Raw genomic sequence first — 15,532 nt, forward strand, 5'->3', positions numbered from 1 at the left:
CGGGCTTCCATACCAAGAAGCGAGGAGACGCAATGACTGTTTCGCACAGGTTGTCGTTCAAGCTGGTATCCGTCTGTATCGCCGCGAGCGCGGCGTTCACCCTTGCCGCGCACGCGGCCGATCCGGTCACGATCAATATCGTCGACGTGGCCGGCGATCTTCAACTCACTCAGAAGGGCTTCGAGGCGTTCAAGGCGAAGAATCCGAATCTCGTCGCGAACATCACGTTCACGAACGCGCCCGCGCCGCAATTGCCCGGCAAGATCAAGGCGATGCAGGCCGCGGGCCGCTCCGACATCGACCTCGTTTTGACCGGCACCGACGCGCTCGCGGCCGGCATCGAACAGAACCTGTGGATCAAGCTGCTGCCCGACAACGCGGCGCAGTTCCCCGGCGTGCTCGACAAGTACGCGCCGGGCCCGCGCAAGATGCAGGATCTCGCGCAAGGCTACGGGCTCGAGGTCGCGTATATGCCGGCTGGTCCGCTGCTCGAATACAACCCGGCCAAGGTCAGCGATCCGCCGAAGACACCCGAGCAACTGCTGCAATGGTGCAAGGCCCACCCCGACAAGCTGATCTACGCGCGGCCGGCCAATTCCGGTCCTGGCCGCACGTTCCTGATGGGCTTGCCCTACGTGCTCGGCGACAAGGACCCGCAGGACCCGGTGCACGGCTGGGACAAGACGTGGGCGTTCCTGAAGCAGTTGAACGACTGCATACCGTACTATCCGGGCGGCACCTCGGCGGTGATGAAGGAACTGGGCGAAGGCACGCGCGACATGACCGTGACCGTGACCGGCTGGGACATCAATCCGCGCGCGCTCGGCATCGTGCCGGCCGACTTCCGCGTACAGCCGTTCGACAACATGACGTGGGTCAACGATGCGCACTACATGGTGATTCCGAAGGGCGTGCCGAAGGAAAAGCTCGACGTGCTGTACAAGATGATGAACTTTATGCTGGAGCCCGCGCAGCAGGCGCTGACCTATGACGACGGCTACTTCTATCCGGGTCCGGCGATCAAGGGCGTCACCGTCGAGCAGGCGCCCGCGCACAGCCAGGAGGTGCTGAAAAAGTATGGCCGCCCCGAATACGCGAAGATGTTGGCCGATCATCCGCATGCGTTGCCGCTGAACGCAGCGGCGATGGTCGCCGCCTTCAAGAAGTGGGATAGCGAGATCGGCGCGCAGAAGACCCAATAGGCCTTCACCAATGCGACGGGAAACGGGGCAAAACGCAGCGCGGCGTGAGGTTCCGCCGCGCTGCGTGTTTTCAGCGATCACGCGCGTCTCGGCTTGAGTGCCTGATGCGCCGCGCCCACCGCAAGCGCGGCACTCGCGACATCCGTCGCCTCACGCGGAGCAGGGAACCGCCATGAAGCATCACTTTGAGCAGTTGCGGCTCGATTCAGTGAGCCGCAGTTTCACGAACCCGCAAGGCCACGCGATCGCCGCGCTGCAGGGTCTCGATCTGACGATCCGGCGCGGCGAGTTCATCGCGCTGCTGGGGCCGTCGGGTTGTGGCAAATCGACGGCGCTGAACTGCATCGCCGGATTGCAGCCGCTCACCGGCGGCGGCATCTGGCTCGACGAGCGGCGCATCGACGTGCTGCCGCCGGAAAAGCGCGGCTTCGGCATGGTGTTCCAGAACTACGCGCTGTTCCCGCATATGAGCGTGCTGGAGAACGTCGGCTTCGGGCTGAAAATGCGCGGCGTCGGCAGAAGCGAGATCGCGCGCCGTGCACGCGAGGCCTTGAAACTGGTGCAACTGACCGGTCATGAGCACAAGCTGCCCGGCCAATTGTCCGGTGGCCAGCAGCAGCGTGTCGCGATCGCGCGTGCGATCGTGATCGAGCCGCCGCTGATCCTGATGGACGAGCCGCTGTCCAATCTCGATACGAAGCTGCGCATCGAAATGCGCGCGGAAATTCGCCGCATCCATACGCAGCTCGAACGCGCGACGCTGTACGTGACGCATGATCAGGACGAAGCGCTGTCGATGGCCGATCGCATCGTCGTGATGAGGGAGGGCGTCGTGCAGCAGGTCGCGACGCCGAAGGAGGTCTATACGCGGCCGCGCAATCTGCATGTCGCGCGCTTCATGGGTTATCGCAATGTCGCCGAGTTCACGCTGGAGGGCATGCAAGGCGATGGCGTCGTGGTCATTGCGAACGGCGTGCGGCTCATCGGCACGCCGATGGCCGGCTTCGACGGCAAACGCGTGAGTGTCGCGCTGCGCCCCGAAGACATGGAGCGCGCCGAGCCCGGCGCCGACAACGCGTTCGAGGCGCTGATCGACGCGGTCGAATACGGCGGCCACGATTCGCTGCTGCGCGTGAAGACCGCGTTCGGCGACGTGTGGGCGCGCGTGACCGGTGAATGCGCGGAGGGCGAGCGCATCACGCTGCGCGTGCGGCCGTCGTGCGTGCTCGTCTACGACGCCGAGGCCGCATGAACACGCCGACGCTCGTCCCCCCGCTTACGTCCCGCGCGCCGCGCGATGCCAAGGCCTGGCTCGTCGCGCCCGCGCTGCTCTTTATCGTCGCGCTGTTCATCTATCCGTTCGCGTATGGTCTCGCGCTGTCGTTCCGGCCGATGAACGGCGGCGGCGTGTGGGCCAACTATCTGACGTTCTTCACCGACACGTCGATGTGGCCGACGATTTTCGTTACGCTGAAGCTGTCGGTGCCGGCCACGCTGATCAACGTCGGCGTGTCGGTGCCAGTCGCGTTCGCGCTGCGCCGCTACTCGCGGTATCAGAAGATCGTCACGACGCTGTTGGTGATCCCGGTGACGCTCGGCACCGTGCTGATCGCCGACGGCATGCTCACGTACTTCGGTCCGCACGGCTGGCTGCCGCAGGCGTTGCAGGCGCTGCATCTGTACACCCAAGAGGTGCGGCTCACGCACAACTTCACGGGCGTGTTGCTGTCGCTGATCGTGTCGGGCTTTCCGTTCGCGTTTCTGCTGACGCTGTCGTACGTGACCGGCATCGACCCGACGCTCGCAAGCGCGGCCGCGACGCTCGGCGCGAGTCCGTGGCAGCAGTTTCGCCGCATCTATCTGCCACTGCTCGTGCCGGGGCTCACGATGGCCGCGTGTCTGTCGTTCGTGCAGGCGTTCTCGGTGTTTCCGTCGGCGGTGCTGCTCGGCGCGCCCGCGGGTCCGACGCGCGTGATGTCGATTGCCGCGGCCGAAGCCGCGTTCGAGAGCTACGACTATTCGCTCGCATCGGCGATCGCGATGGTGATGGGCTTCGTGCAACTGCTGGTGGTCGCCGCGCTGCTCGGCGCGCGCCGCTGGTTCTATCGTGGTCCCGTAACGGGAGGCAAAGGCTGATGACGACCGATCGTCGCGCGACGCAGCCCGACTGGTCCGCGTCCACCTCCGCTTGCGCGGCGCCTCAGCCGGGCGACGGCGCCCGCGAGCCAGCACAACATGCGCGTCAGCGCGCGAATCTGCCGGGCCGCATCTGGCAGGTGCTGGTGTGGGCCGTGATGGCGTTCTTCCTGATCAACGTCGTGCTGCTGATTGCGACCGTCGCGGTGAATTCGATCGCGACGCGCTGGTTCGGCACCGCGTTGCCGCAAGGTTTCACGTTGCACTGGTATGCGCAGGCGTGGAGCGACTTCCAGCTCGCGAGCGTGCTGTGGGTGACCGTGCAGGTGGTCGGCGCGGTCGTGTTGCTGTCGGTGCTGCTCGGCGTGCCGGCTGCGTATGCGCTCGCGCGCGTGCAATTCCGCGGCAAGCGCCTTGCGATGCTGATCTTTCTGCTGCCGTTGATGGTGCCGCCCGTCACCTACGGCATTCCGATGGCGACCGCGATGTACAAGGTCGGACTCGCCGGCACGCTATGGGGCGTGATTCTTGCGAATCTCGTACCGGCGCTGCCGTTCGTGATTCTGGTGATGACGCCGTTCATCGAGCAGATCGATCCGAATCTCGAAGCGGCCGCGCGCATTTTCGGCGCGAACACGTTCCGCTATTTCCGTTACGTGCTGCTGCCGCTGCTCGTGCCGGGCATGCTGGCGGCGGGGCTGCTCGTGCTGGTGCGCACGATCGGCATGTTCGAGCTGACGTTTTTTACAGCCGGTCCGGCCACGCAAACGCTGGTGGTCGCGTTGTATTACGCTGTGTTTTCGACCGGCGTGCGCGCGCCGCAATCGATCGATGCGATGGCGATGATCTATATGGCGATCACGTTGATCTGGGTGCTGATCGCACTACAATTCGTGAGCCCGACGCAGATCGTGTCCCGCGTGAAAGAACAGAGGCGCTGACGCATGGTCGGCGCCAATCGTGGAGTAGACGTTGACGAATAGAAAGACCCCCGAGGAATTGCGTAGTCATCGCTGGTACGGCGCGAACGATCTGCGTTCGTTCGGCCACCGCTCGCGCACCGCGCAGATGGGCTACAACCGCGACGAATACGCGGGCAAGCCGGTCATCGCGATTCTGAACACGTGGAGCGAGATCAATCCGTGCCACACGCATTTCAAGCAGCGTGTCGAGGAAGTGAAACGCGGCATCTGGCAGGCCGGCGGCTTTCCGATCGAGCTGCCTGTGCAGACGCTGTCCGAGCCGTTCCAGAAGCCCACCACGATGCTGTACCGCAATTTCCTCGCGATGGAAGCCGAGGAGATGCTGCGCTCGTATCCCGCCGACGGCGTCGTGTTGATGGGCGGCTGCGACAAGACCACGCCCGCTTTGTTGATGGGCGCGATCTCGATGGATCTGCCCGCCATCTTTCTGCCTGCCGGCCCGATGCTGCGCGGCAACTGGAACGGCGTGACGCTCGGCTCGGGTTCCGATTCATGGCGCTACTGGGCCGAACTGCGCGCGGGCACGCTGAGGCCGGACGACTGGCAGGGCGTCGAGGGTGGCATCGCGCGCTCGCCCGGTCACTGCATGACGATGGGCACCGCATCGACGATGACGAGCGCGGCCGAAGCGCTGGGCTTCACGCTGCCCGGCTTCGCGTCGATTCCCGCGCCCGATTCGCGGCATGCGCAGATGGCCGCGCAAACCGGCATGCGTATCGTCGAGATGGTGTGGGAGGATCTGAAGCCGTCGGACCTGATGACGGCGGCATCGGTCGATAACGCGGTGACGACTTGTGTCGCGCTGTCCGGGTCGACCAATTCGGTCGTGCATATGATCGCGCTTGCACGGCGCGCGGGCATCGAGTTGACGCTCGACCGCTTCGACGAGATCGCGCGCCGCACGCCCGTGCTCGCGAACATCAGACCGACCGGCGCCTATCTGATGGAGGACTTTTTCTACGCGGGCGGTTTGCGCGGGCTGCTCGCGGAACTGGGCGAACTGATCGACGGCTCGCAGAAAACCGTGAACGGCCGCACGCTCGGCGAGAACCTTGCCGGCGCGCGCATTTTCAATGACGACGTGATCCGCCGCCGCACGAATCCGCTACTGCGCGACAGCAGCCTCGCGGTGCTGCGCGGCAATCTCGCGCCCGACGGCGCCGTGATCAAGCCGGGCGCGGCCGAGCCGCATCTGCTCGTGCATACGGGCCGTGCGGTCGTGTTCAGCGACTACGACGACATGGCCGCGCGCATCGACGACGACGCGCTCGACATCGACGAAAGCTGCGTGCTCGTGCTGCAGCACGCGGGGCCGGTCGGCGCGGGCATGCCCGAATGGGGTCAACTGCCGATTCCGCGCAAGCTGCTGCAAAAAGGCGTGCGCGACATGGTGCGCATCTCTGACGCGCGGATGAGCGGCACGAGCTATGGCGCGTGCGTGCTGCACGCGGCGCCCGAGGCATTCGTCGGTGGGCCGCTGGCGTTGGTGCGAAGCGGCGATCTGATCGAGCTCGATGTGCCGCGCCGCAGGCTGAATCTGCTGGTATCGGACGAAGAACTCGCGCGCCGCAAGGCCGCGTGGGTCAAACCCGCTGCGCGCTTCGAGCGCGGCTATGGCGCCCTGCATCAGGCGCACGTGATGCAGGCGGATCAAGGCTGCGATTTCGACTTCCTGCAGCGCGGCGGCGTGAGTCCCAATAGCTCGGGCGAGCCGGAGATTCACTGAGGTTCAATACCCCACGCGATACACGCGCCCCGTCTGCGCCCCTTCCACACTGCGCAGATAAGCAAGCGCCGCGCGTTGCGCGCTGACGGGCTCGAAGCCGCGAAAGAACGGCGCGTAAGCCTCCATCGACTCGGTCAGCACGGTCGGACTCACCACGTTGATGCGCAGCCCGCGCGGCAGTTCGATCGCGGCGCCGCGCACGAAGCCCTCGAGCGCGAGATTGACGGTCGTCGCGCTCGCTCCCTGCGGGATCGGCTCGTCGCCCAGAATGCCGCTCGTCAGCGTGAACGATCCGCCGTCGTTCACATACGGCAGCGCCGCGAATACGACGTTGATCTGGCCCATCAGCTTGTCGCGCAGCCCGACCCAGAACTGCTCGATGCTCATCTGCTCCAGCGGACCGAAATGCACCTTGCCGGTCGCGGTGACGACGCCGTCCACCTTGCCGATGTCGCGAAACAGCCGCTCGACGCTCGCCGGGTCCGTGCTATCGACGTGATATTGCCCGCGCGTCGCGCCCACCTCGATCACTTCGTGACGCGCCTTCAGCTCCGCGCGGATCGCCTGGCCCAGCGTGCCCGTGGCACCGATGACGACGATTCTTTTCATCCGCAACTCCGTTAAACGAACCCACGTTAAACCAAGCAAAGCACGCACCAGAATAAAACGGTGCGTGCTGCGTGATTGCCTGATAAATCGGAATAAACCCGGTAATTCAAACGCGCGCGTCTAAAGGGATGATGCGCGCGCGCCTATTTCACCCGATGTAATTCGATTACGCGCGCGGGCCGCAAATGATTGAGCGCATAGTGAATGCGGCCACGATCGTGGCGCTGTCCGACCGGACGCGGGTCGTCGTACTGATGGTCGGCCGAGTAGACGTCGAGCGGCTCGGCCATGCCCTTGTCGATCACCGAGTAGCCCGGCTCGAGCGCGAGCAGCAGGTGGTTGCCGCCGACCCTGCTGTCGAAGCCGGCCATGCCATCGAGCGACTCGGGCACGCTGTTGTCGAGCGTCGCATTGCTGGTCGTGACCGCGTCGGGCGAGATCGCGCCGTGGCCCGCCAGACGGGCCGCTTCGCGGTTCTTGCCGTCGGTGTCGACCGTGCTGTCGTGCGTGCGGTCGTTGTGCAGGTCCGTGCTTCGTGGGTCCTTCGGGTCCGGCTTCGTACCGGCGTTTTCGGGTTTGCTGATCGCGCTGTTCATCGTGCATTCTCCTGAAGCGGACATTCGAAGAAAAGAGCAAAAGCCGTTCCGACTGACACGGCGCCGCGGTGCGCGAGAGTCGCGATGCGTTCTCCGCCATCCTTCGATGCGAGTGGCGTTACCTCGCGATTAAACGGCGATGACGTCCGCGATTCATTTCGTTTTTTTCAATGGACGCGTATTTTCTACAGAGTATGATCTTACTCCTGCGACCGACGCGCGGATAAATTGGCGGCATGCTCCGGCTGTTCCAGCATGGTCGGAAAAACTAACAAACAAATGGCCGCGCGACTGAGAAAATGTTACGGGGCTTCAGGGGCGGGTGACTCATGCACTTCGATGCTGCATTCACACATCGCGGCTATCTTTTGAATTGCGAACCGGCGCGCTCGGGCGACGGCTCCTGGCAACCGTATGTGGTGATCTCGCGCTCGAGCGACGGCGAACTGGTCGCTAACCGTTTCTTTCCCACGGAACTGCGCTTCTCCGACGAAGCCGCTGCCATCGCGCACGCGCGCGATTGGGCAGTGCGCTGGATCGACGCGAGCAGTCTGACTATCTGAAGTCAGGGAACGATGCGTGCGTGCCAGCGCACGTCGATGCAATGAATCCGAGCCGACCGGCGCGCTGCCGGCGGGCACCGCTAAAACGCGGTAATCTCTGCTCGATAACCACTTCGAACCGTGCACGCCGCACGGCGCCGTCCCTTATGCCCAACGAGCCTTCCCATAACTGGGGCCTTGAACAGATCGTCGCCGACCTGCGCGCCTCGCGCGAGCAATTGCATCGCACCCGGCATCCGCTCGGCATTCGCGAATTGCCATCGCGCGAAGCGGTGGTCAATATCGTGGCCGGTCTGCGCGCCGCGATGTTTCCGACGCATTACGGCGCGCCCGATCTAACCGACGAAACGGTCGACTACTACGTCGGCCACACGCTCGAAAGCACGTTGCGGCTGCTCGCCGAACAGATTCGCCGCGCGCTGCGCTTCCTGCCCGAGTTCGGCGAGACGCCGGACGCCGAGTTGCGGGAGCGCGCGTTCGCGGTGGCGCGCGAGTTCGCGACGCAGCTGGCGGGCATACGCGCGCTGCTCGTCAGCGACATCCAGGCTGCGTACACCGGCGACCCTGCCGCGCAGCACATCACCGAAATCCTGCTGTGCTATCCGGGCGTGTGGGCGATGACGCATCATCGGCTCGCGCATGCGCTGCATCGGCTCGGCGTGCCGCTGCTGGCGCGCTTCATCAACGAGATCGCGCACTCGGCGACCGGCATCGACATTCACCCGGGCGCGACGATCGGGCCGAGCTTCTTCATCGATCACGGCACCGGCGTGGTGATCGGCGAGACAGCGATCATCGGCGAGCGCGTGCGCGTGTACCAGGCGGTCACGCTCGGCGCGAAGAGCTTCGCGGCCGATGAGGACGGCACGCTGATCAAGGGCAATGCCCGGCATCCGATCGTCGAGGACGATGTCGTGATCTACGCGGGCGCGACGATTCTCGGACGCGTGACGATCGGGCGCGGGTCGGTGATCGGCGGCAACGTGTGGCTCACGCATAGCGTGCCGCCGGGCAGCAGCGTATCGCAAGGCAAGGTCCGCGAAGGAGAGCGCACCGACAACGGACGGCAATGATGCACGGCTAGCCGCCGCGCCCGCGCGCCGGGCCGATTGCATCGCGCTGCGCCTAGCCGATCGGCCAATGGCGCAACCACGGCAACGCATGCATGCCATGCAGCCACACATGCTCGCCGATAAACCACGCGGCCGCCCAGGACGCCGCGACGACGATCAGATCGCAGTGCCCGCTATTCCATAGATTCAACGAATGTCGCCCGGCGATCCACGGCACGCCGAGCGGATTCGGCCAATCGGCGAGCAGATGCGTCAGGCCGCCGCACGCGAAGCCGAACGCGGGCGCCGCGAAGATCGAATGTCCGAGCGTGTGATACGACACCGCGAGCAGCGCGAGCCAGCCGATGCCCCAATGTGTCAACGTGCGATGCGTGATCCACAGCCGCCGCGCGCGCGACCACCATGCGACTTCGAGCCAGTCCGGCGCGGTGCTGCCGGCCACGCCGGCGATGAAGCTCAGCAGCACGCCAGCATGAAACGGACCGCCGCCGTTGCGCGCGACGATCGCCGCCGCGATGATGCCGGCTGCGAAACCGGTCGCATGATGCGCTTTGCTGGATGCCTTCGAAACTCGCGGCACACGTGCCGCGCGAAAGACAAAGGGCGGCTATGTTCGCAGATGGGCGCGTAAAAAAATAGCCGATGCGCCAGATAAAAATTCGCGCACCGGCCTTCCGTGCATGACGCGCACGGCGTTCAAGCGCGCCGCGCCGCTCAGGTCGCGCAGCGCGCGATATCGAAGCGCATTTCCTCCTCGGGCGGATCGTCGGGCGCATTGGCCGGATGCACGACCTTGATGACCGTGTTGCCGTTGAGCGGGGTCAGCGTGACGAAGTACGAGTTGTGCGAATCGGCACCGACCGCAAGTTCGGTCGCCGCGCCGGCGTGCGAGGTGCGCACGCGCGGCAGACGTTCTTCGAGGCAGGCGGCGATGGACGCAGGCGTGCGTGACGACGACACGTACACGAGCGGTGCGGACGCATCGCGCGCGGGGCCGCCCGATGAACCGCAAGCGGCGAGGGTGGCGGTGAGGGCGACAGCTGGGGCAAGCAGGAGAAGTCTTTTCATGATCCGATCGTCGGCATTCCCGGTCATGCATGGGAAGGGTGAGGCGCGGGCGAAGCGCGATGCGCTGACGTACAGCGCGATGCTTCGCGACGAAGCTGCCGTGCAGGCGGCGCGGTTTCGCGGCGTCGCACGGCGGCCGGGGCAGTATACCGAGCATGTGTCGACGTCGTCACTAGCGCGGCCATGCGTTTATTGGTGTCGATGCGCAGCGAAGTGTAATTGCCGCTATGCGGATATTTAATTGCGCGCCTCACAACGGTTTAATTTTCGAATCCGGGATTATGTGAATTAATCGCGTAAGTGCAGGTCCGCAAAAGGAAATTATTTTTAACGATGAATGGCGGGACGCGCTGTCAGGTCAGGGGCTTTTGTCGGGCGGTAACGGCTCAAGGCCTCGCGGCGAGCACAAGGGGAAAGCGGATGAGGCCGTTTGCCCTGATTCCCACGATTTTGCGCAATGCAGTCTTTCGAAGAAAGCCTTAAATCGAGGGGGGATGCCACTTATAATTTTGATAGACCCCTTCGACCAAAGGGTGTCTTTTTCATTTTTACACGCGGCTTTCGGGCCGCGTTTTTTTATCTGAAATTTAAAGCGGATTGATAAATCGTCGCGTAGGTAAATATAACTTTTTGCGCGTTGAGCGGCGGCGCCGTTCCGAACGCGCCTTGTCCGTTCGTCAGAGCGAGCAGGGCCAAGCGGCTGGGCGGGTAGAATCGCGGGTTCGAAATCTGTTTGTGCGCCCCGCGAAGTGAGTGAACCTGTGATGACCGACACGCCCTTTCCCTCGACCGACACGAATGCCGAGTTCCTCGGACCGGACGACAGCGTGCATGAAGAACGTCTGTGGCGCGACAACGGCTGGACCGCGCGCATCATCAAGAACGAAGACGACGAAGGCTGGGCCGTCGAAATGATCAAGGACGGCGAGGCGGAGCCTGCGCTCGTCGGACCGTGGACGATGGGCCGCAACAAGAAGGATCCGAAGCCGCTCGACGTATCGGCGTTCAACACGCTCGTGAAAACCGCGACGGAAGTGCTGCGTCGTCACGAGCAGCAGCTGCGCGCGCAACTCCACAAGACAGTGCGCGTGCCGAGCGCGGACGGCAACGACGAACTCGACATCACGCTCGACATCGTCCCCGACGAAGACGAGCCGTACGCACTGTTGAGCGCGCTCGATATTTTCGGCGAGCAGATCGCGCAAGTGCAGGTTGCGCCGACGTTCAAGCTCAGCAAGGCGAGCGCAGCGGCGTGGGTGGCAAACGAGTTTCGTCGGCCGGGGTAAGTGGCGGTTATAGGCGCGGTTGCGTCGTGATCGGCTCCGCTGGTCGCTGACACTGCCGGCGATCATGGCTGGCCACTCGAACTGGCTCGTGGTCGAAGATATCGACGATCGTGGCGAAACGGTCGGATACGACGTCTCGCCAAACCCTAGCTGCGCTTGCAGAAAATCGCGGTGATGAGCGGCGCGACGTGATGCACGATCGCCGTGCTGCCGGCGTTTTCAAGCGCGCTTTTAACATTGTCGTCGCTGCCGAACACGACCGCGCCATACGCGGACTGGGCGACCGGTTCGCCGTCGCCGACCCGGAACATCGGGTCGTCCTTTTCGAAGCCCACCACCGCGAATACGCGGAAACCGAACGCGGTCAGATGCACATCGGGCATCGGCGAGAACGCGTTGATCGAGTTGCTTTCGACGTGACTTGGCTTCGGTTTGATCAGCTGCTGCTGCATCAGATCGGCAATGAACTGGTGGCCGCTCTCATTGCATGTCAGCGGCGCGTCGAGCTCCACGGCGAACGAAGAAAGGGGCAGCGCGGCGGCGGCGGCAAACAGCAGAGGGACAAGGAGACGGTTCATGAGCGTAGGCGGGCGTCAACAGTCGATGTTCGTGGATTAGCAACCACTGCGCCATCCCCCGGAGGGCACGAGCGGTGCTGCACATCGAACAGATTCCGCGTGACTGGCACAACTGGATTCGCACTTTACAGCGATTCGGTGAATTCCGCTTTGTGACGGACACACGAACGGCATCTGCAAATTGCAGAGAAACGTACGGCATAACAGCAAGCTTTCAGAATCCCGTATATATTTCCGCCCTATGACTTCGCAACCCCGACCTCCAATCAACGTTCCGCCGCCACGTACGTGGGACGCCCGGCTCGCCCGCCGGCTCGTGACACCGCTAGTCGACACCTGGGTCACCCCGAACCATTTGACCACGCTGCGCCTGCTGATCGGCGTCGCAGGCGCGCTGTGCCTTGCGCACGGGGGATTCGCGTGGGCCAATGCGGGCGCACTGCTGATCGTCCTGTCGAATTTCGTCGATCACACGGACGGCGAACTCGCGCGAGTGGGCGGCAAGTCGAGCCGCATCGGTCATTTTTACGATCTCGCCTGTGATGCGCTCGTGACCGTGATGCTGTTCGTCGGCATGGGTATCGGTGTCGGCGGCGCGCAGATCGACGCTTTGAAGCTCGCGCCCGGCGTGCTCGGCGCGGTGGCTGGTGTCGCGGTCGCCCTGATCTTCTTTTTGCGCATGCGGATCGAGGAAATGGTCGGCAAGGCCGGCACGAAGCAGGCGTCGATGGGGGGCTTCGAAACCGAGGACGTGCTGTACCTGCTGCCCATCGTCACGCTGACGAATGTCGTCGCGCCGTTCGTGGTGATCGCGTCGATCGGCGCGCCGCTGTTCGCCGTATGGGTGGTGATCGACTACTGGCGCGTCGCGCGCCGTAGCGCTCGCCCGACGGCCAAGGCTGCCAGCGCGTCTGAATCCCGTCAACAGTGGGCCAGCAAATGAATCTGCACGCCGAAGACGAGGTTATCGCGCCCGTGTCGTCAGGCACGCCCGTGGCGGCGCTCACGCCCGCGCCCGATGCCGACCGCGCGGTCGCGAGCCGTACCCGCACGTTCGACAACGCGCGTCTGCGTAAAGACTTCGCCGCGCAGGACGCGTTTCTGTATCTGGACGATTTCCTCGCCCCGGAAGTGACCGCGCAGCTGGTACACAGCGCGCGCTCGCTGCTCGACGAAGTGAACCGCAACTATCTGCCGGGTCACAAGCAGGGCGGCAGTGTCAGCCGCCATACGATCGACCGTCTCGCGCCGTTCATCGCCGAGCTGTATCGCTCGAAGGAGTTGATCGGCTGGCTCGAGCAGCTGAGCGGCGACCAGTTGCAGATGTCGCCCGCCGACGATCCGCACGCATACGCGCTCTACTACTACACGCGCCCCGGCGACCATATCGGCTGGCACTACGATACTTCGTATTACGAGGGACGCCGCTACACGCTGCTGCTCGGCGTGATCGACGAATCGTCGTGCCGGCTCGACTACGAACTGCATACGCGCAATCCGGAGGTGCCGGACCAGCCGGGCTCGGTGCAGATTCCGCCGGGCGGCCTCGTGTTTTTCGATGGCGACAAGCTGCGTCATCGCATCACGCCGGCCGGGCCGAACGAGATGCGTGTGTCGCTGACGTTCGAATACGTCACCGATCCCAACATGCGGCCGTGGCGCCGCTTCGTTTCCAACATGAAGGACGCAATCGCGTACTTCGGTTTCCGCCAGGTGTTCCGTCAGATGGCCTCGCGCGGCAAGGACGCCGCGTGAGTCGGGCGGCCCTGCTTCTGCTGTCGATCGGCTCGGCGCTGTTCGTCGGCCTGCTCGCCTGGCAGGGCTTCGGCTCGGTGGCGTCGACCTTGCTCGCAGCCGGCTGGGGCCTCGCGGTCGTCGCCGCGTTCCACGTGGTGCCGCTCGTGCTCGATGCGGCTGCGATCGCCGTGCTGTTCAGGCGCGATCAACCTTCGCGTGACGGTGCGCATGAAGGTCCGGCAAGCGGTGCAACCAGCGGCGCGACGAGCGCTGCGCGAGCCGAACCCTCGCTGCGCGATGCGTTGTCCGCGCGCTGGATCGGCGAGTCGGTGAATAGCCTGCTGCCCGCTGGGCAGATCGGCGGCCCGGTGGTGATGGTGCGTCAACTGTCGCAGCGCGGCATGCTGCTGCGCGACGCGGCCGCCGCGATCACCGTCAGCACGACCTGGCAGGCGCTCGCGCAAATCGTGTTCGCGCTCGGTGGCCTCGCGATGTTCGGCGCGTACGCCGCGCACGGCACGCTGCACGACCTGCGCACCGCAACGCTGATTGCGACCGGCGTGCTCGGCGCGCTGATCGCCGCGTTCTACTTCGCGCAGCGGCGCGGTCTGTTCGGCCGGCTGCTGGGCGTGGTGTCGAAGGTGTTCGGCAAGCGCGACTGGTCGTCGCTGATGACGCGCGCGGAAGCCGTCGATGCCGCCGTGCAGTCGCTGTACCGCGAGCGCGGCCGCGTGGCGGCGAGCTTTGCGCTGAGCCTCGTGGGATGGGTCGTCGGCACGGCCGAGGTATGGCTCGCGCTGCGTTTTCTCGGTCATCCGGTCGGCTGGATCGACGCGCTGCTGCTGGAAAGCATCGGCCAGGCGATTCGCGGCGCGGCCTTCATGATCCCGGGCTCGCTCGGCGTGCAGGAGGGCGGCTATCTGCTGCTCGCGCCGCTGGTGGGTTTGCCGCCCGACGCGGCGCTGGCGTTGTCGCTCGCCAAGCGTGCGCGTGAACTCCTGCTGGGCCTGCCGGGCCTGCTTGTATTGCACTTCAGCGAACGAAGCTGGCAACGGCGGCGCGCTCCACGGCGCGTGCCGGTTGCCGATTGACCTCCGTACTTTTTTCAAAGGACCGCGCATGCGCGCAATCATTCTCGCAGCGGGCCTCGGCCTGCGTCTCCAGCAGCCGCCGCAAGCCCAGTTTCCGAAATGCCTGTTGCAGTTCGACGGCATGAGCCTGCTCGAACGGCATCTGCAGATGCTCAAAACCGCTGGCGTGACCGACGTCGTGCTGGCGCTCGGTTTCCAGCCGGAATCCGTGCAGTCGGAACTCGCGCGCATCGACTGGCCGCACAAGGTCGAGACCGTGCTCAATCCGCGCTTCGATCTTGGCAGCGTGCTGACCGTGCATACCGTTGCCGACGCGTTGACGCGCGGCGGCGACGTGCTGCTGATGGACGCCGACGTGCTGTACGACGAGCGCATCCTGAGCGCGCTGGTGGCGGGCGAGTCGGTCAACCGTCTGCTGATCGACCGCGATTTCGAAGCGGGCGACGAGCCCGTCAAGCTGTGCCTGAAGGACGGCGTGCCGGTCGAGTTGCGCAAGCAGCTCGCGGTCAATCTGGAGTACGACACGATCGGCGAGTCGGTCGGCTTCTTCCGCTTCCGCGAGGAAACCGCGCGACGCTTCACGCAGATCGTCGCGGGCTATATCGACAGCGGCCGCGCGAACATGCCGCACGAAGAGGCGGTGCGCGACCTGCTGCTCGAGCGCAGCCAGCTGTTCGACACGGCCGACGTGAGCGGCGCGCCGTGGATCGAGATCGACTTCCCGAACGACGTCGCGCGCGCCGCCAACGAGATCCTGCCGCAGTTGCAGCCGCTCGTCAGCGCATCGCGCTGAGGCGTCCGTGCCGCGCGCGAAGATGCACGGCAGCGCGCGATGGCACACGGCAAAATCCCCTCGCGCGACAACATTTGTTGTCCCCGCGATG

General features: G+C 64.8%; 17 protein-coding genes. 12 read left to right on the forward strand and 5 right to left on the reverse strand.

The window, feature by feature from the left end:
* Positions 1-32 precede the first annotated feature (32 nt).
* The 5 genes from HDG34_RS25870 (at position 33) to araD (ending at position 6,047) form a co-directional block, all read left to right on the forward strand.
* On the forward strand, positions 33-1,202 hold the full coding sequence (locus HDG34_RS25870; protein ID WP_090807316.1) for an extracellular solute-binding protein: 1,170 nt from the start codon (positions 33-35) through the stop codon (positions 1,200-1,202).
* A 172-nt stretch (positions 1,203-1,374) separates the two neighbouring features.
* Positions 1,375-2,454, forward strand: a complete 1,080-nt coding sequence (locus HDG34_RS25875; RefSeq protein WP_184063283.1) for an ABC transporter ATP-binding protein — start codon at positions 1,375-1,377, stop codon at positions 2,452-2,454.
* Positions 2,451-3,338 carry an ABC transporter permease gene (locus tag HDG34_RS25880; protein WP_090807312.1) on the forward strand — a complete coding sequence of 296 codons (888 nt, stop codon included), beginning with the start codon at positions 2,451-2,453 and terminating at the stop codon, positions 3,336-3,338. Before HDG34_RS25875 ends, HDG34_RS25880 begins: the two co-directional genes overlap by 4 nt.
* Positions 3,338-4,279, forward strand: a complete 942-nt coding sequence (locus HDG34_RS25885) for an ABC transporter permease (protein ID WP_184063285.1) — start codon at positions 3,338-3,340, stop codon at positions 4,277-4,279. Before HDG34_RS25880 ends, HDG34_RS25885 begins: the two co-directional genes overlap by 1 nt.
* A 31-nt stretch (positions 4,280-4,310) precedes the next feature.
* A complete protein-coding gene (araD, locus tag HDG34_RS25890) occupies positions 4,311-6,047 on the forward strand; it encodes an L-arabinonate dehydratase (protein ID WP_184063288.1) in 1,737 nt (578 codons plus the stop codon).
* Positions 6,048-6,050: 3 nt separating this feature from the next.
* Here araD and HDG34_RS25895 read toward each other — a convergent pair whose 3' ends face one another.
* Complete coding sequence (locus HDG34_RS25895) at positions 6,051-6,656, reverse strand: short chain dehydrogenase (RefSeq protein ID WP_090807306.1); 606 nt, start codon at positions 6,654-6,656, stop codon at positions 6,051-6,053.
* Between the two features lie 143 nt (positions 6,657-6,799).
* A complete protein-coding gene (locus tag HDG34_RS25900) occupies positions 6,800-7,252 on the reverse strand; it encodes a DUF3005 domain-containing protein (protein ID WP_184024819.1) in 453 nt (150 codons plus the stop codon).
* A 329-nt stretch (positions 7,253-7,581) separates the two neighbouring features.
* On the opposite strand from HDG34_RS25900, the gene HDG34_RS25905 reads away from it, so the two are divergent.
* Positions 7,582-7,815, forward strand: coding sequence for a hypothetical protein (locus HDG34_RS25905; protein WP_013092363.1), 234 nt, complete (start codon positions 7,582-7,584; stop codon positions 7,813-7,815).
* A gap of 146 nt (positions 7,816-7,961) precedes the next feature.
* Positions 7,962-8,888: a serine O-acetyltransferase EpsC gene (gene epsC, locus HDG34_RS25910; RefSeq protein WP_090807303.1), complete on the forward strand. Its 927-nt coding sequence runs from the start codon at positions 7,962-7,964 to the stop codon at positions 8,886-8,888.
* Between the two features lie 52 nt (positions 8,889-8,940).
* Here epsC and HDG34_RS25915 read toward each other — a convergent pair whose 3' ends face one another.
* Together HDG34_RS25915 and HDG34_RS25920 are read right to left on the reverse strand one after the other, a co-directional pair.
* Complete coding sequence (locus HDG34_RS25915) at positions 8,941-9,468, reverse strand: metal-dependent hydrolase (RefSeq protein ID WP_184063291.1); 528 nt, start codon at positions 9,466-9,468, stop codon at positions 8,941-8,943.
* Positions 9,469-9,602: 134 nt separating this feature from the next.
* On the reverse strand, positions 9,603-9,956 hold the full coding sequence (locus tag HDG34_RS25920; protein ID WP_090810230.1) for a hypothetical protein: 354 nt from the start codon (positions 9,954-9,956) through the stop codon (positions 9,603-9,605).
* Between the two features lie 764 nt (positions 9,957-10,720).
* Between HDG34_RS25920 and HDG34_RS25925 the strand changes: the two genes are divergently transcribed.
* A complete protein-coding gene (locus HDG34_RS25925; RefSeq protein ID WP_184063294.1) occupies positions 10,721-11,242 on the forward strand; it encodes a hypothetical protein in 522 nt (173 codons plus the stop codon).
* Positions 11,243-11,388: 146 nt separating this feature from the next.
* Here HDG34_RS25925 and HDG34_RS25930 read toward each other — a convergent pair whose 3' ends face one another.
* The gene (locus tag HDG34_RS25930; protein WP_184063297.1) at positions 11,389-11,820 is read right to left on the reverse strand and encodes a hypothetical protein; all 432 of its coding nucleotides are present in this window, start codon (positions 11,818-11,820) and stop codon (positions 11,389-11,391) included.
* 241 nt (positions 11,821-12,061) lie between these two features.
* On the opposite strand from HDG34_RS25930, the gene HDG34_RS25935 reads away from it, so the two are divergent.
* From HDG34_RS25935 to HDG34_RS25950, 4 genes are read left to right on the forward strand one after another with little or no spacing between them, the layout of a single operon-like run.
* Positions 12,062-12,763: a CDP-alcohol phosphatidyltransferase family protein gene (locus tag HDG34_RS25935; protein WP_184063299.1), complete on the forward strand. Its 702-nt coding sequence runs from the start codon at positions 12,062-12,064 to the stop codon at positions 12,761-12,763.
* On the forward strand, positions 12,760-13,575 hold the full coding sequence (locus HDG34_RS25940) for a 2OG-Fe(II) oxygenase (protein ID WP_184063302.1): 816 nt from the start codon (positions 12,760-12,762) through the stop codon (positions 13,573-13,575). The genes HDG34_RS25935 and HDG34_RS25940 overlap by 4 nt, the downstream gene beginning before the upstream one ends.
* Positions 13,572-14,648 (forward strand): lysylphosphatidylglycerol synthase domain-containing protein, encoded by a 1,077-nt coding sequence (locus HDG34_RS25945; protein WP_184063318.1) that lies wholly within the window; start codon positions 13,572-13,574, stop codon positions 14,646-14,648. Before HDG34_RS25940 ends, HDG34_RS25945 begins: the two co-directional genes overlap by 4 nt.
* Before the next feature lie 28 nt (positions 14,649-14,676).
* The gene (locus tag HDG34_RS25950) at positions 14,677-15,441 is read left to right on the forward strand and encodes an NTP transferase domain-containing protein (RefSeq protein WP_184063321.1); all 765 of its coding nucleotides are present in this window, start codon (positions 14,677-14,679) and stop codon (positions 15,439-15,441) included.
* Positions 15,442-15,532: the final 91 nt, after the last annotated feature.

Source organism: Paraburkholderia sp. HC6.4b, from assembly GCF_014200875.1.
Taxonomy (GTDB): domain Bacteria; phylum Pseudomonadota; class Gammaproteobacteria; order Burkholderiales; family Burkholderiaceae; genus Paraburkholderia; species Paraburkholderia tuberum.